19 protein-coding genes are annotated in these 21,320 nt (G+C 57.6%); 14 read left to right on the top strand and 5 right to left on the bottom strand.

The window, feature by feature from the left end; all coding sequences use genetic code 11:
- Positions 1-11 precede the first annotated feature (11 nt).
- The 6 genes from ACR0DL_RS03345 to ACR0DL_RS03320 all read left to right on the top strand — a co-directional run bounded on the left by ACR0DL_RS03345 (position 12) and on the right by ACR0DL_RS03320 (position 4,758).
- Positions 12-773, top strand: coding sequence for a DeoR/GlpR family DNA-binding transcription regulator (locus tag ACR0DL_RS03345; protein WP_480687568.1), 762 nt, complete (start codon positions 12-14; stop codon positions 771-773).
- 114 nt (positions 774-887) lie between these two features.
- The gene (locus ACR0DL_RS03340) at positions 888-1,043 is read left to right on the top strand and encodes a DUF5993 family protein (RefSeq protein WP_170513526.1); all 156 of its coding nucleotides are present in this window, start codon (positions 888-890) and stop codon (positions 1,041-1,043) included.
- 10 nt (positions 1,044-1,053) lie between these two features.
- Positions 1,054-1,620 (top strand): disulfide bond formation protein B, encoded by a 567-nt coding sequence (locus ACR0DL_RS03335; protein WP_425080790.1) that lies wholly within the window; start codon positions 1,054-1,056, stop codon positions 1,618-1,620.
- Between the two features lie 34 nt (positions 1,621-1,654).
- Complete coding sequence (locus ACR0DL_RS03330; protein WP_170348435.1) at positions 1,655-2,017, top strand: DUF3302 domain-containing protein; 363 nt, start codon at positions 1,655-1,657, stop codon at positions 2,015-2,017.
- A 21-nt stretch (positions 2,018-2,038) separates the two neighbouring features.
- A complete protein-coding gene (locus ACR0DL_RS03325) occupies positions 2,039-3,184 on the top strand; it encodes an HlyD family secretion protein (protein WP_480687566.1) in 1,146 nt (381 codons plus the stop codon).
- A gap of 11 nt (positions 3,185-3,195) precedes the next feature.
- On the top strand, positions 3,196-4,758 hold the full coding sequence (locus tag ACR0DL_RS03320; protein ID WP_480687564.1) for an efflux transporter outer membrane subunit: 1,563 nt from the start codon (positions 3,196-3,198) through the stop codon (positions 4,756-4,758).
- Between the two features lie 3 nt (positions 4,759-4,761).
- Here ACR0DL_RS03320 and mprF read toward each other — a convergent pair whose 3' ends face one another.
- Both mprF and ACR0DL_RS03310 read right to left on the bottom strand, forming a co-directional pair.
- Positions 4,762-7,371 carry a bifunctional lysylphosphatidylglycerol flippase/synthetase MprF gene (gene mprF, locus ACR0DL_RS03315; RefSeq protein WP_170374940.1) on the bottom strand — a complete coding sequence of 870 codons (2,610 nt, stop codon included), beginning with the start codon at positions 7,369-7,371 and terminating at the stop codon, positions 4,762-4,764.
- A gap of 102 nt (positions 7,372-7,473) precedes the next feature.
- Positions 7,474-7,902 carry an Lrp/AsnC family transcriptional regulator gene (locus tag ACR0DL_RS03310; RefSeq protein ID WP_058280995.1) on the bottom strand — a complete coding sequence of 143 codons (429 nt, stop codon included), beginning with the start codon at positions 7,900-7,902 and terminating at the stop codon, positions 7,474-7,476.
- A gap of 86 nt (positions 7,903-7,988) precedes the next feature.
- Here ACR0DL_RS03310 and rocF point away from each other — a divergent pair, with 86 nt between their 5' ends.
- From rocF to ACR0DL_RS03295, 3 genes are read left to right on the top strand one after another with little or no spacing between them, the layout of a single operon-like run.
- On the top strand, positions 7,989-8,909 hold the full coding sequence (gene rocF / locus ACR0DL_RS03305; RefSeq protein ID WP_170374938.1) for an arginase: 921 nt from the start codon (positions 7,989-7,991) through the stop codon (positions 8,907-8,909).
- The gene (gene ctlX / locus ACR0DL_RS03300; protein WP_480687562.1) at positions 8,909-9,829 is read left to right on the top strand and encodes a citrulline utilization hydrolase CtlX; all 921 of its coding nucleotides are present in this window, start codon (positions 8,909-8,911) and stop codon (positions 9,827-9,829) included. Before rocF ends, ctlX begins: the two co-directional genes overlap by 1 nt.
- Positions 9,830-9,838: 9 nt before the next feature.
- Positions 9,839-10,879 (top strand): ornithine cyclodeaminase, encoded by a 1,041-nt coding sequence (locus ACR0DL_RS03295; RefSeq protein ID WP_480687560.1) that lies wholly within the window; start codon positions 9,839-9,841, stop codon positions 10,877-10,879.
- Positions 10,880-10,931: 52 nt separating this feature from the next.
- On the opposite strand, the gene ACR0DL_RS03290 is transcribed toward ACR0DL_RS03295, so the two are convergent.
- The 3 genes from ACR0DL_RS03290 to ACR0DL_RS03280 form a co-directional block, all read right to left on the bottom strand.
- Positions 10,932-12,335, bottom strand: coding sequence for a TRAP transporter large permease (locus tag ACR0DL_RS03290; RefSeq protein WP_170358051.1), 1,404 nt, complete (start codon positions 12,333-12,335; stop codon positions 10,932-10,934).
- Between the two features lie 3 nt (positions 12,336-12,338).
- A complete protein-coding gene (locus ACR0DL_RS03285; protein WP_226688562.1) occupies positions 12,339-12,968 on the bottom strand; it encodes a TRAP transporter small permease in 630 nt (209 codons plus the stop codon).
- Positions 12,969-13,031: 63 nt separating this feature from the next.
- Complete coding sequence (locus tag ACR0DL_RS03280) at positions 13,032-14,048, bottom strand: C4-dicarboxylate TRAP transporter substrate-binding protein (protein WP_170548422.1); 1,017 nt, start codon at positions 14,046-14,048, stop codon at positions 13,032-13,034.
- Positions 14,049-14,466: 418 nt separating this feature from the next.
- Between ACR0DL_RS03280 and acs the strand changes: the two genes are divergently transcribed.
- The 5 genes from acs to ACR0DL_RS03255 all read left to right on the top strand — a co-directional run bounded on the left by acs (position 14,467) and on the right by ACR0DL_RS03255 (position 21,315).
- Positions 14,467-16,431 carry an acetate--CoA ligase gene (acs, locus tag ACR0DL_RS03275; RefSeq protein WP_170348426.1) on the top strand — a complete coding sequence of 655 codons (1,965 nt, stop codon included), beginning with the start codon at positions 14,467-14,469 and terminating at the stop codon, positions 16,429-16,431.
- A gap of 7 nt (positions 16,432-16,438) precedes the next feature.
- Positions 16,439-17,122, top strand: coding sequence for an adenylate kinase (locus ACR0DL_RS03270; RefSeq protein ID WP_480687558.1), 684 nt, complete (start codon positions 16,439-16,441; stop codon positions 17,120-17,122).
- A gap of 185 nt (positions 17,123-17,307) precedes the next feature.
- Positions 17,308-17,592 carry a DUF4212 domain-containing protein gene (locus ACR0DL_RS03265; protein WP_170348424.1) on the top strand — a complete coding sequence of 95 codons (285 nt, stop codon included), beginning with the start codon at positions 17,308-17,310 and terminating at the stop codon, positions 17,590-17,592.
- Positions 17,593-17,597: 5 nt separating this feature from the next.
- On the top strand, positions 17,598-19,382 hold the full coding sequence (locus tag ACR0DL_RS03260; protein WP_170358045.1) for a sodium:solute symporter family protein: 1,785 nt from the start codon (positions 17,598-17,600) through the stop codon (positions 19,380-19,382).
- A gap of 109 nt (positions 19,383-19,491) precedes the next feature.
- Positions 19,492-21,315 carry a DUF294 nucleotidyltransferase-like domain-containing protein gene (locus ACR0DL_RS03255; protein WP_480687556.1) on the top strand — a complete coding sequence of 608 codons (1,824 nt, stop codon included), beginning with the start codon at positions 19,492-19,494 and terminating at the stop codon, positions 21,313-21,315.
- The last annotated feature ends 5 nt before the right edge of the window (positions 21,316-21,320 follow it).

Raw genomic sequence — 21,320 nt, 5'->3', positions numbered from 1 at the left:
TGGAGCCAACCGTGTCCCTTTCCTTTCGCCAGTCAGACATTCTGAACATCGCTAAACAAGATGGCCGCGTGATGGTCGAAGACCTGGCGCTGCGGTTTGATGTGACGGTTCAGACCATCCGCCGCGATCTTTCGGAACTTGCTGACATGGGCAAACTGGACCGCGTGCATGGTGGTGCTGTCCTTCGTTCGGGGGTGTCGAATATCGGGTATGAGGATCGCCGGGCGCTTAACGCAGACGCCAAGACGCGCATCGCCCAACTCTGCGCGCAGCACATTCCCGATGGCGCATCTGTGTTCTTGAACATCGGCACCTCGACCGAGGCTGTTGCCCGGCAATTACTGAACCACAAGGACCTGATGGTGGTGACCAATAACATGAACGTCGCCAATATCCTGATCGACAACCCAAACTGTCAAATTGTTGTGGCGGGCGGTGTGCTGCGCCGTTCGGATGGGGGACTGGTCGGCAACCTGACGATTGCAACCATCGAACAGTTCAAGTTCGACTATGCCATCATTGGATGTTCGGCGTTGGATGCCGAAGGTGATCTGATGGATTTTGACTTTCAAGAAGTCCGGGTCAGTCAGACCATCATTGCCCAAGCCCGCCGAACCTGTGTGGTGGCCGATCACTCCAAATTCCAACGTACAGCCCCCGCCCGAATTGCCTCATTGTCCGATGTCGATGTGTTCTATACCGACAAAGCCCTTCCCAATTCGCTGACCAAGAAATGTTCCGAATGGCGAACACAATTAAAGCTGTGCGCCTGACCCCAAGTAATTCGCATTAAACGGGAATTTCCTTCGCGACTTCTTGCCAGGACCAAATTCACCTGACACACTCCCCCATATTGCAATCGTCGCACGGGAGGGGAGAACCGAGCCATGATAGCGCTTTTATTTGCGTTACTTACAGCCACGATGGGACTGAATTACTTTAATCGGACAACAGCGGCCAACGTTCTGTTCTTTTTCACGCTGGCGTTGAGTGCATATTGGCTGAAATTCCATGCCACCAGCCAACTGACGATCCAATTGTAAGGGGGCCGCGATGACACCGGAACTTTCACGCAATCTCAACGCTCTTGGTATGCTGGCTGTCAGTCTGGTGTTGGTGCTGGCCTATTTCTACCAGCTTAAACTCGATGAACTGCCCTGCCCTCTGTGCCTGTTGCAAAGGGTTGGACTGGTGGCTGTGGGCGTTGGTCTAGGCCTGAACCTGCTGTACGGAGCGCGACCGCAGCACTATGCGATCATGTTGCTTGCGGCACTGTTCGGCGGCAGCGTCGCCGTACGCCAGATTCTGCTGCATATCGTACCGGGCACAGGTCACTATGGGTCGCCGGTTCTAGGGTTGCACTATTATACCTGGTCCGCGATCTGCTTTTTCCTGATCTTGCTGGGTACGGCCTTTATGCTGCTGTTTGACCAGCAATACGCCGAAAACACCCAACAACCGCGTTTTGGTGGCAGCATTTTGGCCAAAAGCGCGTTCTTTATCATGCTGGGGCTGGCGGCGCTGAATGCGGTCTCGACACTGGTGGAATGCGGGCCTGGAATCTGCGCAGACCCACCCACCAGCTACAAATTGATTGACGAACTGGGCACCGACGGCTGAGGATAGGACAACCTGCCCAAAAGGAGGCACGAGCATGGGACTATTGGGGCAGCCACTTGGCTACTATGACTACCTGACTTTCGTGGCATTGATCCTGCTTCTTGCGGCGGTGATGGCGCTGATCCTGTTCATTATGGGGTTACCGGGGCGGATCGCGATCAAACGCAATCATCCCCATGCCGAAGCCGTCAAGATAATGGGGTGGATGGGTTTTCTGGCTGTTGTGCCGTGGGTGCATGCCTTTATGTGGGCCTTCCACGATGGCGTCACAGTCGACATTCGGCGCACACCCGATGACGAAAAAGATGCGATCCGCAAGGAAATCAAGCGGTTGGGCGGAACGGTGAACGAAGAATACAGCGATCCGCTAGACCCTGACGAGACGCAGAAAAGCTAAGGCCAAAGGAAGTCACAGAATATGTTTGTCGCCCTCGGCATTACGCTGTTCTACATCATTTTCGTCTGGTTCATTTTCTTCAAAGCGAAGTTACTGAAGTTCAACATCACCTGGGGTGTCGTTTCATTCTGGGTCGGCGCGCATCTGCTGCTGATTTTCCTTGTCGCACTGCGCTTTTTTCAACCGTTTTCGCTCGACAGCCACGTGGTACGTTCGACCATCCAAATCGTACCGCGATTGACTGAACCGACGATCCTGACCGAGGTGCTGGTCGAGCCGAATACCGAGGTGAAAAAGGGCGATCCCCTCTATCGCTTTGACGACACGGTATTCGCTTTGGAAGTTGAAGAGGCAACCGCGCAGCTGGTGGCAGCCGAGCAGAATGCCAAAATCCTAGAACAGGACGTGATCGCGGCGTCCGAGGCCATCGAGCGCGCAAATGCGCAGCTGGCCTACGCGCTGACCCAACAGGCGCGGTACGAGAACCTCGTGCCTGCTGGTGGCGCAAGGCAGGACGAACTGGATCGCTGGGATGAGCAGGTCACCGAGGATCAGGCACAGGTCAAAGAGGCCGAGGCCAATCTCGAAAAGGCCCAACTGGCGCTGGATTCCCAGATTGAAGGGGTCAATACCGGCATCCTTCAGGCGCAGGCACAGCTAGATAAAGCCCAGTATTTTCTTGACAACACGACGATCTATGCACCCGAAGACGGTATGATCGTCTCGCAACAGGCGCGTCCCGGTCTGGTTGTTGGCGATATCCGGCTGGGTGCAATTGCCAGTTTCGTGACCAAGGACAATCCTTACATTCTAGCCACCTATCGTCAGCAGAACCTGAAATTTGTCGAGCCCGGTCAGGAAGTGGAGGTCGCGCTGGACCTTTATCCCGGCGAGATTCTAACGGGCAAGGTCGAAGCAATCTGGTGGGCTACGCGTCAAGGTCAGTACCTGCCCTCAGGCCGCCTGCCCGGCTTTGAGTTTCCAAAACTACCGGGTCGCATCGCGGTGCAGATCTCGGTCGACATCCCAGACGGTCACACATTTCCCGCCGGCGGCCACGCGGCGGTCGCCATCTACACCGGTCAGGGCAAAAGCTTTGAATTCCTGCGCCGCATCAATATCCGCCTGTATTCCTTCGCCAACTTCATCCGACCACTGGATATCTGAGGACACATGACATGACCCGGGCCAGACTTCACCGCAGATTGATCGGCACCGCCCTATGCGCGGCCCTGCTGGTCGGCTGCACGCCAGTTGGCCCGGATTTCGTGCGCCCGAACTCTCCGGTCGTGAAAGAATGGATCGAGGTGAACAGCCCCAGCGCCGGACCCAGCGGCCTAACCTCGCGCAGCGCGCCGGTGGTGAAATGGTGGGAGACGTTCAACGACCCCACCCTGAACAAACTGGTTGCAGAGGCTTATGCCCAGAACCTTGATCTACAGGTGGCAGGTGCCCGTGTCCTGCAGGCTCGCGCGCAGTTGGGGATTGCGTTCGGGGAGCTGTATCCGCAATCGCAAGCCATCGGCGGATCAATCGAGCGGCGCCAAATCAGTGACAATCTTGGGCCGATTTCGGATGTAAATCGGATCATCCCCTTGGATACCGAGTTTTCGACATCTCAGGTCGGGTTCGATGCGCAATGGGAGCTGGACGTCTGGGGTCAGCAAAGGCGCGGCGTTCAGGCGGCGCGGTCCAATCTGGCGCTGCAGGTGGCGAATTACGACGACGCCCTGGTGACGCTGACCGGCGACGTCGCCGCCCTGTACGTAAATATCCGCGCTTTGCAGGAATCTCTGGCGGTCGCGCGTGAGAACATTCAGCTGCAACAGGCGTCTGCTGATCTGACGCAATTGCGCTTTGACAACGGTGTGACGACCGAGCTGGACGTGCAGGAATCCACTGCCCTGCTGAACAACACCAAGGCGCTGGTCCCAGAGATTGAAAGCGACTTGCAGCAAGCCAAAAATGCGCTGGCTGTGTTGCTGGGGGCAACGCCCTCGCGAATGACCAGTCTGCTGGGTAATTCGGGGCGCATCCCTTCAGCCCGGTCGAATGTTGCCGTGGGTGTTCCGGCCGAGCTGCTGCGTCGCCGTCCCGATGTCCGCGCGGCCGAGTTGGCGGCGGCAACGCAATCGGCCGAGGTCGGCATTGCGATGGCTGATCTGTACCCGCAATTCATTCTGTCAGGGTCCATCGGCCTGCAAGCCTCGGGCGGGCGGGATTTGTTTTCCGCAGCCAGCTCAACCAGTCTGGCCAATGCAGGTGTGGTCTGGAACGTGCTGAACTACGGCCGGATCAAGAACAACGTCCGTGCGCAAGACGCGGCTTATCAAGCACTGATCGCCAACTACCAAAACACTGTTCTAACCGCCTATTCCGAGGTGGAAAGCGCGATGGTCGCCTACACCCAATCGCGCAAGCAGGTGGGCTTTTACGAAAACAGCGTCACAGCGTCGCGCAAGGCCGCCCAGATTGCGGTGGATCAATATCGCGACGGTATTGCCGATTATTCCCGCATCCTGAACACTCAGACCGCGTTGCTGCGGTCGCAGGCCAATCTGATCGAGGCGCGGCAACAGGTCTCAAGCAATCTGGTTGCCGTGTACAAGGGGCTGGGCGGCGGCTGGCAGATTCGCCAAAATCAGGAATTCCTACCTGAAACCGTGCTGGCCGAGATGGCATACCGCACCGATTGGGGCGACCTGCTGCAACAAGACCCAACGCGGGCAAGCCTCAACTAATCGCTATTTGGTCAATCCGCGCAGCCCGCCGGAAATCAGGATGTTCACTTCATAAAGGATGCGCGGCGCTGCAAAACCGCCCGGGCTGGCCAGATAATTCGGGCTCCATTCCGGGTCGAACTTCTGCTTGAAGGATCGCAATCCTTCAAAGTGATAAAACTGTTCGCCATGCTCATAGACGAACCCGCCGACACGGTTCCAGAACGAAGCCAGTTGCCGGTTCTCGATCCCCGAAAACGGCGCCGCGCCCAGCGAGAACCAGTGGAACCCCTGCTCTGCTCCCCACGACATCATCTCGGCAAACAGCGCGTCCATGATGAAGTTCGAGCCGTCAGGTTCGTAACGCATCAAATCCAGCGACAGTTCAGATTTATGGCCGCCTTGGAACAGATTAGCAAAAGCCACGATCTTGCCTGTGTCCCCATTTCGCAGCACGGCAAAATCGAAATAGGACAGGTAGTCATCGTCGAACCCGCCAAGGGCAAAACCCTTTTCCTCACCCGCTTTATGCTCGAGCCAGTCGTCAGAAATTTTGCGTAGCTCCGGCAGGACCGGGGTCAGTTCTTCCTTCGGGATGATCTCGAACACATACCCTTCACGCTCGGCCCGGTTTTTGGCCTGACGGAACCGTTTGCGGGATTTGCCATCCAGCGAGAAATCTTGCAGCGGCACCCGCGCGACCTCACCGATTTTCAAGATGGACAGACCCAGATCCAGAAAGGTTGGCAGATATTTGGTAGAAACGCTGTAAAACGCACAGAGCTTGCCCTCGCGATCCGCCATTTCGCGCAGCTGCCAGATCAGTTGCTGACCGGCTTTTTCATCGCCAACCGGCTCTCCCTTGGTGATTAGAGCGTTGCCGGTGTCGGCATAAGCAAGAAACGCGGATTCATCGGGCGCGATCAGAAACTGCTTGTCACCGGTCAGTGAAATCTGCGCTTCGGTATCTTCGCTTTCCAATGCCAACCGTTCGACGGCAGGCGGTATTTCTGTGCGTACCGGTTCAGGGATTTCCCGCCCGAATAGTGAGTTCACAGCCACCACACCAAGTATGACCGCTACCACCAGGCTGGAACGCAGGAACCGTGAGGCGTCGCCGCTCCACGCGAAATCCCACCACAGGGCGTTCTGGTATTCGACATGCGAATAGGCAAACAGCCCGATCCAGAAAATGACCGCCAACAGGGCCACTACGCTGACCAGCCACGGGATGTTCAGCCGAAAAATCGACGCGCCGCTGACCCGGTAAAACGCACCCCGGAATGTGGCCAGCACCGCGATTGAGGCCAGCATGCCGATCGCCTCGTGCGTATCCAACCCCTTGGTCAACGAGGCAACGAAACCGGCCACCATCAGCAACATCGCCACGATCCAGGCACGATAAAGTTTGCGGAACAAACCGCGCGAAATCAGGATCAGAAGAACACCTATTGCACTGCCTGCCAGATGTGAGGCTTCGACAAAGGACAAAGGCAGAAAATCTCGCAAAACACCAAGGCTTTGACTGCTGGACGGTAAGGCCCCGGACACCAACAGGATGATCCCGGCAACCGCAGTCACGCCTGCGGCAACCATCGGCACAATCGGCCGGATCGCGCGATAGACCCATGTGGCCGCGCCACTGATATGGTGGCGATGCGTCAGCGCCGAGGCCACAGCAATCGACACGCTGGCAATGACAAAAGGCAGAAATGTGTAGACCAGACGATACAGCAGCAAGGCCGCGATTACGTCAGACCGGCCAGAGGCACCCAAACCTGCAATCAATGTCGCCTCGAACGCGCCAATGCCGCCCGGCGCGTGACTTACGATCCCAACGGCAATAGCCCCAATAAAGATCGTGAAGAAATAGGGGTAGCCGACCCCAAGGTCATCGGGCATCAGGGTATAAAGCACCATCGAAGCGCCAAACAGGTCCCCGATCGCGGCCAGCGTTAGCAAGCCTGCCAGTTTGCCGCCAGGCAGGTTAAACCCAAATCCGCCATAGGCCAACTTGCGCCCGCCCCGCGCGAGCCAGAGGAACAAGGCCACCAACGCGGCCAACAGGCACAGACCGATTATGGTTTCAGTCGTGTCGCTGATCGGCAGAACATTTGAAATACCATCGGGATGCAGGGTAAGCAGTATGCCCAGCAACAGCACCAGCCCGGACCAGAACGCGATCCAAGAGGTCGCGATGACCCCGGCAACCCGGCTTAGGTCCAACCCAAGCGAGGCGTATATGCGATAGCGGATCGCCGTTCCGGTAATGTAGGAAAAGCCAAGGCAGTTCGATACGGCATAGCCACTGGCTCCGGCCATGCCAGCTACGGTCAGGGGAACCTCTCCGTCCGCCACGCTTTGCACGGCCAGCACGTCGTACATGGACAAGGACAAAAAGCTGAAACAGGTCCAGCACAGGGCGATGAACATCAGTTTCCAGGATGTATTTGCCACATCCACCTGAACATCGGCCCATTTCACGTGCTGGGACAGTTCGTGCAGTACGACCAGCGCAATCAACGTCACCAGGATCGGAACCGCAATTCTGACCGCGGGCTTTTCAAGGAACCCGGTGACCCGCTCGGCCAGACGAACGGCCCAAAGCTCTTTGTCAGTCTCCTGCGTGGTCATGGTTCCCCCCTGCTCTGAGGCACTGCAACGATCCTGTGCGTGGATCGGCGACGCAGGGCAACCTTGGCACAATTTCCTTGAACGTCAAAGCACTACAAGGGATCAGACCCGCCCTTTACGCGTGGACAGCAACAGATTGGTCTCGGACCGCGTTATCCCCTCCATCCGCCGAATCTGAAACAAGACCTCGTCCAGTTCCGCCAAAGTTTCGGTGCCGATCTCGGCAATCAGATCCCAACTGCCGTTGGTCGTATGCACGGCGCGCACTTGGCGCAGGGCCGCGATTCTGGCCATCGTGCGTTCGGTCCCGCGGCCTTCGATTTCAAGCATCATAAGGCCCCGCACCGGGCTTTCCGCCACATCCAAACGGGTCAGGACGGTAAAGCCCACAATCTCACCCGATTGTTTCAGACGCTGCAGGCGGCTGCGCACCGTGGTGCGGGTGACGCCCAGCGTCTCGGCCAGTTCAGACAGCGAGGCCCGCGCGTCCCGGTGCAGCGCATTCAGCAACCTACTGTCCAAATCGTCCATAGTCATTTCTCATTTCGCTTATTGAGGTTTCATTTTGAACATTTTGCTCTCTTTTCGCAACCCACCCTGCGGAACTAAACAAACATATGGACAACAAACACGTTATATTGGTCGGCGCCCCGATGGACGCTGGCAAGCGTCGTCAGGGCTGCCGAATGGGGCCTGACGCCTATCGAGTGGCCGGTCTGGATCAGGCTTTGGCCAATCTGGGTCATCAGGTTTCAGACATTGGCGATGTCCAGCCGGACAGCACGGATGTGGCTGAGGACACACATCTGTTCGCCCTGCCCGAGGTTATCGGCTGGACCAACGCGCTAAGCCGTGCGGCGCAGGAAACTGCCCCCAAGGGTCTGCCGATCTTTATGGGCGGCGACCACGCGCTGTCGATGGGAACCGTTGCAGGGATGGCCGCCCATGCCCAGCAGATCGGACGCCCTCTGTTCGTGCTTTGGCTGGATGCCCATAGCGACTTTCACACCCCCGACAGCACTGGCAGCGGCAACCTGCACGGTACTCCTGTCGCCTATTTCACCGGCCAGGCGGGTTTTGATAATTTCCCAACCGTACCCGCCCCGGTTCCAACAGATCGCGTGGGCATGATTGGCTTGCGCTCGGTCGATCCTGCCGAGCGCGCACGGCTTGAGGAAGATCACGCCATGCTGGCCGATATGCGCAGCATTGACGAACACGGAATCAAAGCCCCATTGAACGCGTTTCTTGATCGGGTCCGGGCGGAGAATGGCATCCTGCATGTCTCGCTGGATGTCGACTTTCTTGATCCCTCGATCGCCCCTGCCGTCGGCACCACCGTCCCCGGCGGCGCTACCGAACGCGAGGCGCATCTGGTGATGGAGCTGCTGCACGAAAGCGGCCATGTCTGCTCTTTGGACCTGGTCGAGCTGAATCCGTTTCTGGACGAACGCGGCCGTACCGCAAAGCTGATGGTCGATCTGGCCGCCTCATTGTTGGGCCGCCGCATTTTTGACCGCCCAACACGGAGCTTCTGATGCACTCTCTGCAAGCCCCCCCTGCCGTCGTGATGATCCGGCCCCATGCGTTTGCTTCTAACCCTGAGACGCGCGACGACAATGCGTTTCAGACATTGGCCAACCGCTCGGCCGCAGCCACATCTGCTCAGGCGCGCGATGAACATGACCAGGCGGTCGCATTGCTGCGCGATGCGGGTGTAAAGGTTCATGTCTTCGACGATCACGGGGACCTCGACACACCCGACAGCGTATTTCCGAACAACTGGTTCTCGACCCATCCCGGCGGGCATGTGGCGATCTATCCGATGTTTGTACCGTCGCGCAGGCGGGAACGCCGCGCGGACGTCATTGAAATGCTGAAACAGGAATACCGTGTTCAGGACGTGATCGACTATTCCGGGCTTGAACAGGACAAACTGGCGCTGGAAGGCACCGGAGCAATGGTTCTGGACCACGTCGGCCGCGTCGCTTACACAGTCAAATCCAACCGTGCCGATCCCGTTTTGTTGGAGCGTTTTTGCACCCATTTCAATTATGAGCCTATTGTGTTCGAAGCACATGATGCCGAAGGGCGAGATGTCTATCACACCAATGTTCTGATGGGCATCGGCAGCGAATATGCACTGATTTGTCTGGACATGATCACCGATCCGGGCCGGCGCGCGACCGTAAAAGCCCGGTTGGAAGAATCCGGTCGTACGGTCATTGACCTGACCCACGAACAGATCGCCGAATTTGCGGGCAACGCCATCGAACTCAGCGGTCGGGATGGCCTGGTTTTGGCGCTGTCGAGCCGGGCGCTTGCCGCCCTGACCCCGGATCAACTCGCAACAATCGAAGCCAGCGCAACGCCGCTGCCGCTGTCGGTTCCCACAATTGAAACTGCCGGTGGATCCGTGCGCTGTATGATTGCAGGCATCCACCTGTCCCGTCGATAGGAGACCCCAATGCAACCATCTGAAAAGGCGCTTGTGCCCTTTGTATCCGTCGACAACATGATGCGTCTGGTGCATCACGTCGGGCTTGAGAAGATGATCACCCAAATCGCGGCCCAGATCGAATCCGATTTCAAGCGTTGGGAGAGCTTCGACAAAACCCCACGCATCCCGGCCCACTCACCGCATGGCGTGATCGAATTGATGCCCACATCGGATGGTGAGGCCTACGGATTCAAATACGTGAACGGTCACCCCAAGAACACCTCCGAAGGGCTGCAGACCGTGACCGCTTTTGGCCTGCTGGCTGATGTCTACACCGGCTATCCCACCCTGCTGACCGAGATGACGATGCTGACCGCCCTGCGTACAGCCGCAACCTCGGCACTAGTGGGCAGTTACCTGGCACCGAAGTCTTCGTCGGTTATGGCCATGATCGGCAACGGCGCGCAATCAGAGTTCCAGTGCCTGGCTTTCAAGGCCATGTGCGGGATTGATACGGTTCGTTTGTATGACACCGATCCGAATGCCACCACGAAATGTGCCGCGAACCTTCAAGGCAAGGGTCTGACAGTTGTGCCCTGCAAAACCGCCGAAGAGGCCATCGAAGGCGCACACATCATCACGACCTGCACCGCCGACAAGAAATACGCCACGATCCTGACTGACAACATGGTCGGCCCCGGCGTTCACATCAACGCCATCGGCGGTGACTGTCCCGGCAAAACCGAATTGCATCGTGATATCCTGTTGCGGTCGGAAATCTTCGTGGAATACCCCGAGCAGACCCGTATCGAAGGCGAGATTCAGGCGCTGGACGACACCCATCCAGTGACCGAAATGTGGCAGGTCATGACCGGCCAGGCCAAAGGGCGCAGCGATGATCGTCAAATCACTCTGTTCGACAGCGTCGGCTTTGCGATCGAGGACTTCTCGGCCCTCCGCTACATCAAGTCCGCTATCGAGGACACTGATTTCTTTGAACCTTTGGACATGTTGGCCGATCCTGACGATCCGCGCGACCTGTTTGGAATGCTGATGCGGGCAAGCTAAAGAACCCGCAAATGGCATTACCTCGCCCCCGGTTCATCACCGGGGGCTTTTTCTATCCGGCCAGTGACGGCAGGTAGAGGACGATGGCCGGGAACGCCACAAGCAACGCGATGGTAATCGCGTCGGCGATGAAGAACGGTGTCACGCCTTTGAAGACGTCTTGAACGCTCAGGTCCGGGCGCACGCCAGCGACGACAAAGCAGTTCAGGCCAATCGGCGGCGTGATCAAGCAGAATTCGGCCATTTTCACAACCAGAATACCGAACCAGATCGCACACATCGGCCCCGACATGCCAAAGGCACTTTCAGCGGCGCTGACGGCTTCCCCACCGTTCAGAGCCATGACGGCCGGGTACACGACCGGTAGCGTTAGCAGCAGCATTCCGATGGCATCCATGAACATGCCCAACACCGCATAGGCCAGCAGGATGCAAATCAGGATCAGCATCGGCGACATCTCAAGCGAGGTGATCCAGTCCGAAAACGCGCCCGGCAGGTCGGCGAAACCAAGGAACCGCACGTAGATCAGCACGCCCCAGATGATCGAAAAGATCATCGCGGTCAGTTTGGCGGTTTCAAGCAACGCGGATTTCAGCTCGGTCCAGCGCATGCCGTGAAACAGGGCAAAACAGAAGACAATGAAGGCGCCGATGGCACCGCCCTCGGTTGGCGTGCCCCAGGCCTTTTCTCCGAACGGGTTATAGACAAAGCAGATGATGATCAGGATCACGGCCACAATCGGCAAGGCACCGGGCAAGGACGCAAAGCGCTGTTTCCATGTAAACCCCGTGACCGGAGGTCCAACGGATTTGAAAATCACCGCTATTCCCACAATAAGCAGGCCATAGATAACTGCCGAAAACGCCCCGGGGATGAACCCGGCCAACAGTAGCTTACCCACGTCCTGTTCAACGATGATGGCATAGATCACAAGAATGGCCGAAGGTGGGATCAGAGAGGCCAGCGTACCCCCGGCAGCAACGACTCCGGCAGCAAATTGCTTGTTGTAACCGACTTTCAGCATCTCGGGGATGGCGATGCGGGCGAAAACCGCGGATGTGGCGACCGACGCGCCCGACACGGCGGCAAACCCGGCTGTCGCGAACACGGTCGAAACTGCCAGCCCACCCGGCACCCACGCCACCCAACGTTTGGCCGCTTCGAACAATGCCTTGGTCAGGCCCGCGTAATAGGCCAAGTATCCGATCAGGATAAAGGTTGGGATCAGGCTGAGCGTATGGGCGGCCACCTTGGAATGCGGCACCTGCCCGGCCGTTTTCACGGCAACTGTTAAGGCTTTGCCAAACCGGTCGGGGTCATATCCGAATTTGGCCCAGAAGATCCACACCAGCCCGACCAACCCGGCAAGCCCAGCGGCAAAGGCGACCCGCATCCCTGTGACGACCAATACAAGCAGGCCACCTGTAACCCACAGACCAATATCTATTGTGTCCATGCGTTAGTCCTGCCCTTCGAATTGCTCAGCCTCGGCAGCGGCCTGCGCCGCAGCATCCTGGATCAACGGCACGGCCACCGGATGTTCGAGCCCCAGCAAAAAAGCACGCCCATATCCCCAGACCTGCAACATCAGCCGCGCGCACAGGACCGAAAACGCCACTGGCGCCAGCAGCTTGGCGGGCCAAAGCGGAATGCCAATGTCAATTGAACTGTCACGGCTCCACAGCGGTGCACCAAAATCGAAAGAGCGGTCGAAATGGGACCAGCTTCCCCAGACCAGTGCCAGCATAAGCACAAGGATCAAAACTACCGAGATCAGTTCGAACAGCCACAAAGCCCGCCCGTGCAGACGCGCGATTACGATATCCATTCGGATATGACCGCCTTCGCGCTGCACGTATGAGATTCCAAGGAAAGCAATCAGCGGCATGGCCTGTTCGATCCAGTCCACATAACCGGGCAAAGGCGCGTTAATCGCGTTGCGGCCACTGACCGAAACCACCGCAAGCACCATAAGGCCAAAAACGGCAAGCCCGCTGATCAATGCCAAAAACTGCTCTAACCTCAAGAGCTGACGATCCAGCCAACTGAGCCGACTGCCGTCCTCAAGCACCGTGGCTTGTCCTGCCATTCCGGTGATCCCCTGTTTTTTGATGAGTGTCCGGGTGCCCGGTCAGGCACCCGGAAAAGGAACTCAGTTTCCGCCGCGCTGTTGCTTCAGAGTCGCCTGAACCAGATCATAAAGGTCCTGCGCTGGCAGACCCTGTGCGGACATATCCGCAATCCACTGTTCACGGATCGGATCGGCTGCCTTAGCACGGAATTCTTCAAGAACGGCATCGTCGATCTCAACTTTTTCAACGCCCTTCTCAGACAAAACGCTATCCCACTGCTCAAGCAGCCCGCCGTAGTTCGCAAGGTAATGGTCAATCGCCTCGTCGATCGAACTGTTCAGCGCCTCCTTGTGCTCCGCAGGCAGCGCTTCATAGGCTTCGATATTCACCACCACCGGGCAGTTGACCGTGCCGGGGTTCAGGTTCGCGGTCCACCAGTCGGCTTCATTGATGGTGCCGAAAGACAGGTGAGCGTGTTGGGCAAAGGCAACCGTGTCGACGACACCCGATTCCATCGCGTTGAACGCTTCTGTTGCTGGGACAGAGGTTGGCACACCGCCCACAGCCTCGAACGCCTGCCCCAGGCCACCAGTGGCACGTACACGCATCCCGTCAAAATCCGCCAATTCGTCGCGCGGATCACCAGTACCGACCAGGTTGTACTGCGGCATTGGTGAGGTCATGATGATGCGCGCGTTCCACTGCGCCATCTCATCCTTAACAGCCGGGTGATCGTAGACCGCGTGGCTGACAGCCACTTCTTCGTCAAGATTGTTCACACCCAAAAACGGCAGCTCAAGCACTGTGATCGCGCGGTTCTTGTCGCGGTGATACCCGGCGCAGAATTGAGCCATTTCAAAAGCACCGATTTCAATGCCGTCCAGATTTTCCTTGGGCTTTGACAGGCCACCATAACTGACGTTGATAGTGAAATCGCCACCCGTCTTTTCACTCACCAGTTCGGCCAACTTTTCGACATGTTCAGTAAAGGCGCGCCGCTTGCCCCAAACCGAGGCATTCCATTCGGTTGCAGCAGCCTCTGAGACGAATGCAACACCCAAGGCGGCGACGGCCGCGCCGCTCAACATCTTTTTCATCATGAATTCTCCCTTTGTTGCGCTTCTTCTCCAAGCGCTTGCGATCAAAGCTAGCGCCAACATTGATGTGTGCCAACCCCGGACAAATTCACCAAGCACCAGAAGACAGCGCTAACAACCAATAGGTGCATCCAAGATTCAAAAATTGCGGTTGATCATCTGCATCCACCAATCAAAAATTTCATGACACTTACTATTTTGGTTTTATTTATTTTTTTGAAACTCATAGTAGTTTTATTTACTATTATTTGCACACTAACAAAATTTCTTTACAAACAAATCTAAAGATATCGGTAATTTATTTAATTGTTTTCAGTTTCGCTTATTATTTGACGTGGGGAGGAAACGGGTCGACATCGCCCGTTCCGCGGGCAAGATTTGGCCCAGTGAAATAAAGTCCAGAGGGAGGAGCCTCAGAATGACAACCGCTGCTCAAGCAGATGCCAAGGTCTATCCGCCATCCGCAGAAACCGTTGCCCGCGCCCATGTCGATGCCGACGCATACACCCAGATGTACAACGCCTCGATCGAAAATCCTGTGGCGTTCTGGGATGAGCAAGGCAAGCGAGTAGATTGGATCAAACCGTATACACAAGTCAAAGATGTCAGCTATGATTTCGGCTCGGTTGGAATAAACTGGTATGCCGACGGCACACTGAATGTGGCAGCCAACTGTCTGGACCGCCATCTGAAAACACGCGGCGACCAGACCGCGATCATCTGGGAGCCGGATGACCCGAACGACGACGCCCAGCACATAACCTATGCCGAGCTGCACCGCCGCACCTGCCGAATGGCCAATATTCTGGAATCTCTGGGCGTTCGCAAAGGTGACCGGGTGGTGATCTATCTGCCGATGATCCCCGAGGCAGCGTATGCGATGCTGGCCTGTGCGCGTATTGGCGCGATCCATTCCATCGTATTCGCGGGCTTTTCGCCGGACGCGTTGGCAGCGCGGATCAACGGCTGCGATGCCAAGGTGGTTATCACGGCGGATGAGGCCCCGCGCGGCGGTCGCAAGACCCCTCTTAAGTCCAATGCGGATGCCGCTCTGCTGCACTGTAAAGACACCGTGAAATGTCTGGTGGTCAAGCGCACCGGCGGCCAGACCACATGGGTTGACGGCCGCGATTTCGATTACAACGAAATGGCGCTTGAAGCGGATGACTATTGCGCACCCGCCGAGATGAACGCCGAAGACCCTTTGTTCATCCTGTATACTTCCGGCTCAACCGGTCAGCCCAAAGGCGTGGTGCATACCACTGGTGGCTATCTGGTCTACGCAGCCATGACGCATCAGATAACCTTCGATTACCACGATGGCGACATCTATTGGTGTACCGCAGACGTAGGCTGGGTCACCGGCCACAGCTATATCGTCTATGGCCCGCTGGCCAATGGTGCGACGACCCTGATGTTCGAAGGCGTGCCGACCTATCCCGACGCTGGCCGATTTTGGGAAGTCTGCGCCAAGCACAAAGTAAACCAGTTCTATACCGCCCCCACGGCGATCCGCGCATTGATGGGTCAGGGTACCGAATGGGTCGAAAAGCACGATCTGAGCGATCTGAAAGTGCTGGGCACCGTGGGTGAACCGATCAACCCCGAAGCGTGGAACTGGTATAACGAGGTTGTCGGCCAGGGCAATTGCCCCATCGTCGACACATGGTGGCAGACCGAAACCGGCGGTCACCTGATGACCCCCCTGCCCGGCGCACATGCGATGAAGCCCGGCTCGGCGATGAAGCCGTTCTTTGGAATTCAGCCTGTCGTTCTTGACCCGCAATCGGGTGTCGAAATCACAGGAAACGGGGTCGAGGGTGTGCTGTGCATCAAAGACAGCTGGCCCGGACAGATGCGCACCGTCTGGGGCGATCACGAGCGGTTCGAGAAAACCTATTTTGCCGACTACAAAGGCTATTACTTCACGGGCGACGGTTGCCGCCGAGATGAGGATGGCGACTACTGGATCACTGGCCGCGTCGATGACGTGATCAACGTCTCGGGCCACCGTATGGGTACGGCCGAGGTAGAAAGCGCGCTGGTGGCGCACGCCGCCGTGGCCGAAGCTGCTGTTGTCGGTTATCCCCATGATATCAAAGGGCAAGGCATTTATTGCTATGTCACTCTGATGAACGATCGCGAGCCTTCGGATGAGCTTCTGAAAGAGCTGCGTACTTGGGTCCGCACTGAAATCGGCCCGATTGCCAGCCCCGATGTGATCCAGTGGGCCCCCGGCCTGCCCAAGACCCGTTCCGGCAAGATCATGCGCCGTATCCTGCGCAAGATCGCCGAAAACGACTTTGGCTCGCTGGGTGATACTTCGACCTTGGCCGATCCGTCGGTGGTCGAAGATCTGATCGAAAACCGCGCAAGTAAGTGAGGATGTGATGGACGCTGCCACGACCACCACCCCCGCCGTTCTGATCCTTCTCGGCCCTCCGGGCGCCGGGAAGGGCACGCAGGCGCGGATGCTCGAAGACACGTTCGGGCTTATACAACTCAGCACCGGCGACCTGTTGCGCGCCGCCGTTGCCGCCGAGACCGAGGCCGGACTTTCTGCAAAGGCCGTTATGGAAGCTGGCGATCTGGTCAGCGACGAGATCGTCATCGCCATCTTGCGCGACCGGCTGGATGAACCGGACTGCGCCAAAGGTGTCATTTTGGACGGCTTCCCGCGCACGACCGTGCAGGCCGAGGCGCTGGACGGATTGCTGTCGGAAAACGGCCAGAAGATCAGCGCCGCAATCAGCCTTGAGGTCGAAGACGCCGAAATGGTCACCCGCATCTCGGGCCGCTACACCTGCGCAGGCTGCGGTGAAGGATTTCATGACACGTTCAAGGTCCCCGCGGTCGAGGGCAAATGCGACAAATGCGGCCATACCGAGTTCAAACGCCGCGCCGACGACAACGCCGAAACCGTTGCCTCGCGCCTTGCTGCCTATCACGCCCAAACCGCGCCGCTGATCACTTACTATGAATCCCACGGTGTTCTGCAACGCACTAACGCAATGGGCAAGATCGAAGACATCGCTAACGACCTCAAGAATATCGTGGGTCACGCGATGAGTTAAGGGGAGGAGAAAAGCCCCCCCAAGGCTTTGATCTAACAAGAGAATACTTCAATGGACCCGCCTTGGCGGACCAGAGGAGTCTTGCCTGACATCATGCTGGTGCCAGGCACAATCGAGAAGCGGCCCAAGTCACTGGAGGAGTTGGGCACGGGCCGCCCAACGAGGAAGCGAAGGAGGAACCCGCAATGGCGGATCAATCAACAAACTCCGCGCAGGCTGCCGAGGCCGACAAGGGCTATTGGCAGGCCAACCTGCGTCTCATCTACATCAGCCTCGTGATCTGGGCGCTGGTGTCTTTTGGATTCGGCATTCTGCTGCGTCCGCTGCTGTCCGGTATCGCCGTTGGCGGCACCGATCTGGGCTTTTGGTTCGCTCAGCAGGGATCAATCCTGGTCTTTCTGGTGCTGATCTTCAACTACGCCTGGCGCATGAACAAACTGGACGCCGAATACGGCGTGGATGAGGAGTAAACCCCATGGACCAGTTTACTATCAACCTGCTGTTTGTCGGCGCGTCCTTTGCGCTGTACATCGGCATCGCGATCTGGGCCCGGGCGGGTTCCACATCGGAATTTTACGCCGCCGGTCGCGGCGTTCACCCGGTCACCAACGGTATGGCAACAGCGGCCGACTGGATGTCGGCGGCTTCGTTCATCTCGATGGCGGGTCTGATTGCCTTTACCGGCTATGACAACTCAACTTTCCTGATGGGGTGGACCGGTGGCTACGTGCTGCTGGCACTGTTGCTTGCGCCTTACTTGCGTAAATTCGGCAAGTACACAGTATCGGAATTCATCGGCGACCGCTTCTACAGCCAGACCGCACGTATCGTTGCGGTGATCTGTCTGATCGTGGCCTCTGTGACTTACGTAATCGGTCAGATGACCGGCGTTGGCGTGGCCTTTGGCCGCTTCCTCGAGGTGTCCAACACATCCGGTCTGCTGATCGGTGCCTGTGTCGTGTTTGCTTACGCGGTGTTCGGCGGGATGAAGGGTGTGACCTATACTCAGGTCGCTCAGTACTGCGTGCTGATCACAGCCTATACCATCCCGGCAATCTTTATCTCGCTGCAGCTGACCGGCACGCCGATTCCGGCGCTGGGTCTTTTCAGTGATACCGCCAGTGGTGAGCCTCTGCTGACCAAGCTGGACGCAATCGTGACCGAGCTGGGCTTTGCCGACTACACAGCGCACCATTCGAACACGTTGAACATGGTGTTGTTCACGCTGTCGCTGATGATCGGTACTGCTGGTCTGCCGCACGTGATCATGCGCTTCTTCACCGTGCCTCGCGTGGCTGACGCCCGTTGGTCGGCTGGCTGGACGCTGGTCTTCATCGCGCTGCTGTATCTGACCGCCCCTGCGGTTGGCGCAATGGCCCGCCTGAACATCACCGACATGATGTGGCCCAATGGTGGCATCGAAGGTGGTGCCGTTTCGGTCGAGGAAATCGACACGGATCCGCGTTATGACTGGATGCAGACATGGCAGAAAACCGGGCTGCTGGATTGGGAAGACAAGAACGGCGACGGCAAAATCCAGTACTACAACGATCAAAATGCAGACATGCAGGTGCTTGCCGAAGAAAAAGGCTGGGTTGGTAACGAGTTGACCAAGTTCAACCGCGACATCCTGGTTTTGGCCAACCCCGAGATCGCCAACCTGCCAGGTTGGGTGATCGGTCTGGTCGCTGCCGGTGGTCTTGCAGCTGCTCTGTCGACCGCTGCGGGTCTGTTGCTGGCGATCTCGTCGGCTGTGTCCCACGACCTTGTCAAAGGCGCGATCAACCCGCAGATCTCGGAAAAAGGAGAGCTTATGGCGGCGCGGATCGCAATGGCCGTGGCCATCGTTGTTGCAACCTATCTGGGTCTGAACCCACCGGGCTTTGCAGCGCAAACTGTGGCCTTGGCCTTCGGTCTGGCGGCAGCCTCGATCTTCCCGGCGCTGATGATGGGGATCTTCTCGACCCGCATCAACAACACCGGCGCGGTTGCTGGTATGCTGGCTGGTCTGACCGTGACCCTGGTCTACATCTTCCTGCACAAGGGCTGGCTGTTCATTCCGGGCACCAACTCGTTCACCGATGCTGATCCGCTGCTGGGTCCAATCAAGTCGACCTCGTTCGGTGCAATCGGTGCGATGATCAACTTCGGTGTCGCCTACGTGGTCGCTGGTATGACCAAAGAGACCCCGCAGGAAATCGTGGAATTGGTCGAAAGCGTTCGCATTCCCCGTGGCGCTGGCGCAGCTCAGAATAAATGAGCATGATGCGGCATATGGATAACACCCGTGTGCCGCGTCTTTCGACCTACTGTTCCCGCCCGGCATTCCACCGGGCGGGATTTTTCAAATGGAAGCCCAGGATTGTCTGATGCCCCTGTCCCATGACCAGATCACCCGGTTTCTGAAATCCGTACACCCCTATGACGCCTTGCCGCCTGACACGCTGGACGATCTGGCCAACCAGATCGAGGTGTGGGAGGTCGATGAAGGGTTTCCCGTGTATGAGCTGGGCAACACTCTACCCGGCATATTTGTGATCTATGAAGGACAGGTTGAGATCACGGATGAAAACGGCGCTGTCGTTTCGCATCTGGGACTGCGCAATTCCTTTGGGGAACGTGGTCTTCTGAAGGACGGCAAAGCTGCAACCCATGCACATACGCATACGCCGTCCGTTCTGATGGTTCTGCCCCCCAACGTGGTGCGCGGGCTGATCGACGGCCATGATGTTGTCGCCAACTTCTTCAACCGTACGCGCGGGGAACGTGCCGGTCCGCAAAGCTTGGCGACCAGCGCGATTGACGTTTTGATGGCCCACAACCCGGCCACCTGTCCTCCGGACATGCAAGTTCAAAAAGCCGCGCGGGTGATGCGCGATCGCCATATCTCGTCTCTGTGCGTGACCCACGACGACACGCTGCTGGGCATCGCAACGCTGCGGGACGTAGCCGGAAAATACGTGGCGGACAACATGCCCGAAACAACGCCCGTTTCAGCGATCATGACACCTGATCCCGTCACTCTTTCACCCTCCGATATCGGATCGGACGTGTTGCATGTGATGATGGAGCGCGGGATCGGCCATATCCCGATCTGTGAAGGCGGCAAGCTGGTCGGTATCGTCACGCAGACCGATCTGACCCACTATCAGGCCGTAAACTCGGCCGAACTGGTTCGGCGGATCGCTCATGCCAACTCTGCGGGTGAAATGGCACTGGTCACGGCTGAAATTCCTCAACTTCTGGTGCAGCTGGTGGCCAGCGGTAACCGGCATGAGATCGTTACCCGCCTGATCACCGACATCGCCGATACTGTGACCCGCCGTCTGCTGGCGCTGGCAGAAAAGAAATTGGGCCCGCCGCCCGTGCCCTATTTGTGGCTGGCCTGTGGTTCGCAAGGGCGGCAAGAGCAGACCGGCGTATCGGATCAGGACAATTGCCTGATGCTGGACGACAACATGTCTGACGGCGACATGGCCTATTTCAGCGAACTGGCAAAATATGTTTCGGACGGGTTGGACACTTGCGGGTATTTCTATTGCCCGGGCGACATGATGGCGACCAATCCCCGCTGGTGTCAGCCGGTGCGGATATGGCGGGATTATTTCAACGGCTGGATCGCCAAACCGAACCCCGAGGCGCAAATGCTGGCCTCGGTCATGTTCGACCTGCGCCCCATCGGCGGCGCGTTCGAGCTGTTCGAGGATCTGCAAGCCGACACGCTGGCTGCAGCCAACTCGAATTCGATCTTCGTGGCGCACATGATTTCCAATTCATTAAAGCACACGCCCCCGCTCGGCCTGTTACGAGGTTTTGCCACCATCCGTTCGGGCGAACATCGCAACACGCTTGATCTGAAACATAACGGCGTTGTGCCGGTGGTTGATCTGGCCCGCATCTACAGCCTTCAGGGTCAGTTGCCCGAGGCCAACACCCGCGCCCGCTTGAAAGCCGCCGAAGCGGCCCAGGTTCTTAGCCCCTCGGGCGCGCGGGATATTCTGGACGCCTATGACTTGATCGCTGAAACACGGCTGGAACATCAGGTGAGGCTGGTCAAATCCGGCAAAAACCCCGACAACTATCTTCCACCATCGACTTTGTCTGACTTTGAGCGAAGTCATCTGCGAGACGCCTTTGTCGTCGTAAAAACAATGCAGTCGGCGGTGGGCCATGGCAAAGGTATGCTGAACTAGGCAGA

This window comes from Ruegeria sp. BB5 (assembly GCF_056539405.1).
This window is presented reverse-complemented; position numbering and strand designations above follow the sequence as displayed.

Excerpts from the sequence above, each read along its gene's own strand:
- ACR0DL_RS03340 (WP_170513526.1), top strand. The coding sequence starts at position 888 with ATGATAGCGCTTTTATTTGCGTTACTTACAGCCACGATGGGACTGAAT.
- ACR0DL_RS03335 (WP_425080790.1), top strand. The coding sequence starts at position 1,054 with ATGACACCGGAACTTTCACGCAATCTCAACGCTCTTGGTATGCTGGCT.
- ACR0DL_RS03330 (WP_170348435.1), top strand. The coding sequence starts at position 1,655 with ATGGGACTATTGGGGCAGCCACTTGGCTACTATGACTACCTGACTTTC.
- ACR0DL_RS03325 (WP_480687566.1), top strand. The coding sequence starts at position 2,039 with ATGTTTGTCGCCCTCGGCATTACGCTGTTCTACATCATTTTCGTCTGG.
- ACR0DL_RS03320 (WP_480687564.1), top strand. The coding sequence starts at position 3,196 with ATGACCCGGGCCAGACTTCACCGCAGATTGATCGGCACCGCCCTATGC.
- mprF (WP_170374940.1), bottom strand. The coding sequence starts at position 7,371 with ATGACCACGCAGGAGACTGACAAAGAGCTTTGGGCCGTTCGTCTGGCC.
- ACR0DL_RS03310 (WP_058280995.1), bottom strand. The coding sequence starts at position 7,902 with ATGGACGATTTGGACAGTAGGTTGCTGAATGCGCTGCACCGGGACGCG.
- rocF (WP_170374938.1), top strand. The coding sequence starts at position 7,989 with ATGGACAACAAACACGTTATATTGGTCGGCGCCCCGATGGACGCTGGC.
- ctlX (WP_480687562.1), top strand. The coding sequence starts at position 8,909 with ATGCACTCTCTGCAAGCCCCCCCTGCCGTCGTGATGATCCGGCCCCAT.
- ACR0DL_RS03295 (WP_480687560.1), top strand. The coding sequence starts at position 9,839 with ATGCAACCATCTGAAAAGGCGCTTGTGCCCTTTGTATCCGTCGACAAC.
- ACR0DL_RS03290 (WP_170358051.1), bottom strand. The coding sequence starts at position 12,335 with ATGGACACAATAGATATTGGTCTGTGGGTTACAGGTGGCCTGCTTGTA.
- ACR0DL_RS03285 (WP_226688562.1), bottom strand. The coding sequence starts at position 12,968 with ATGGCAGGACAAGCCACGGTGCTTGAGGACGGCAGTCGGCTCAGTTGG.
- ACR0DL_RS03280 (WP_170548422.1), bottom strand. The coding sequence starts at position 14,048 with ATGAAAAAGATGTTGAGCGGCGCGGCCGTCGCCGCCTTGGGTGTTGCA.
- acs (WP_170348426.1), top strand. The coding sequence starts at position 14,467 with ATGACAACCGCTGCTCAAGCAGATGCCAAGGTCTATCCGCCATCCGCA.
- ACR0DL_RS03270 (WP_480687558.1), top strand. The coding sequence starts at position 16,439 with ATGGACGCTGCCACGACCACCACCCCCGCCGTTCTGATCCTTCTCGGC.
- ACR0DL_RS03265 (WP_170348424.1), top strand. The coding sequence starts at position 17,308 with ATGGCGGATCAATCAACAAACTCCGCGCAGGCTGCCGAGGCCGACAAG.
- ACR0DL_RS03260 (WP_170358045.1), top strand. The coding sequence starts at position 17,598 with ATGGACCAGTTTACTATCAACCTGCTGTTTGTCGGCGCGTCCTTTGCG.
- ACR0DL_RS03255 (WP_480687556.1), top strand. The coding sequence starts at position 19,492 with ATGCCCCTGTCCCATGACCAGATCACCCGGTTTCTGAAATCCGTACAC.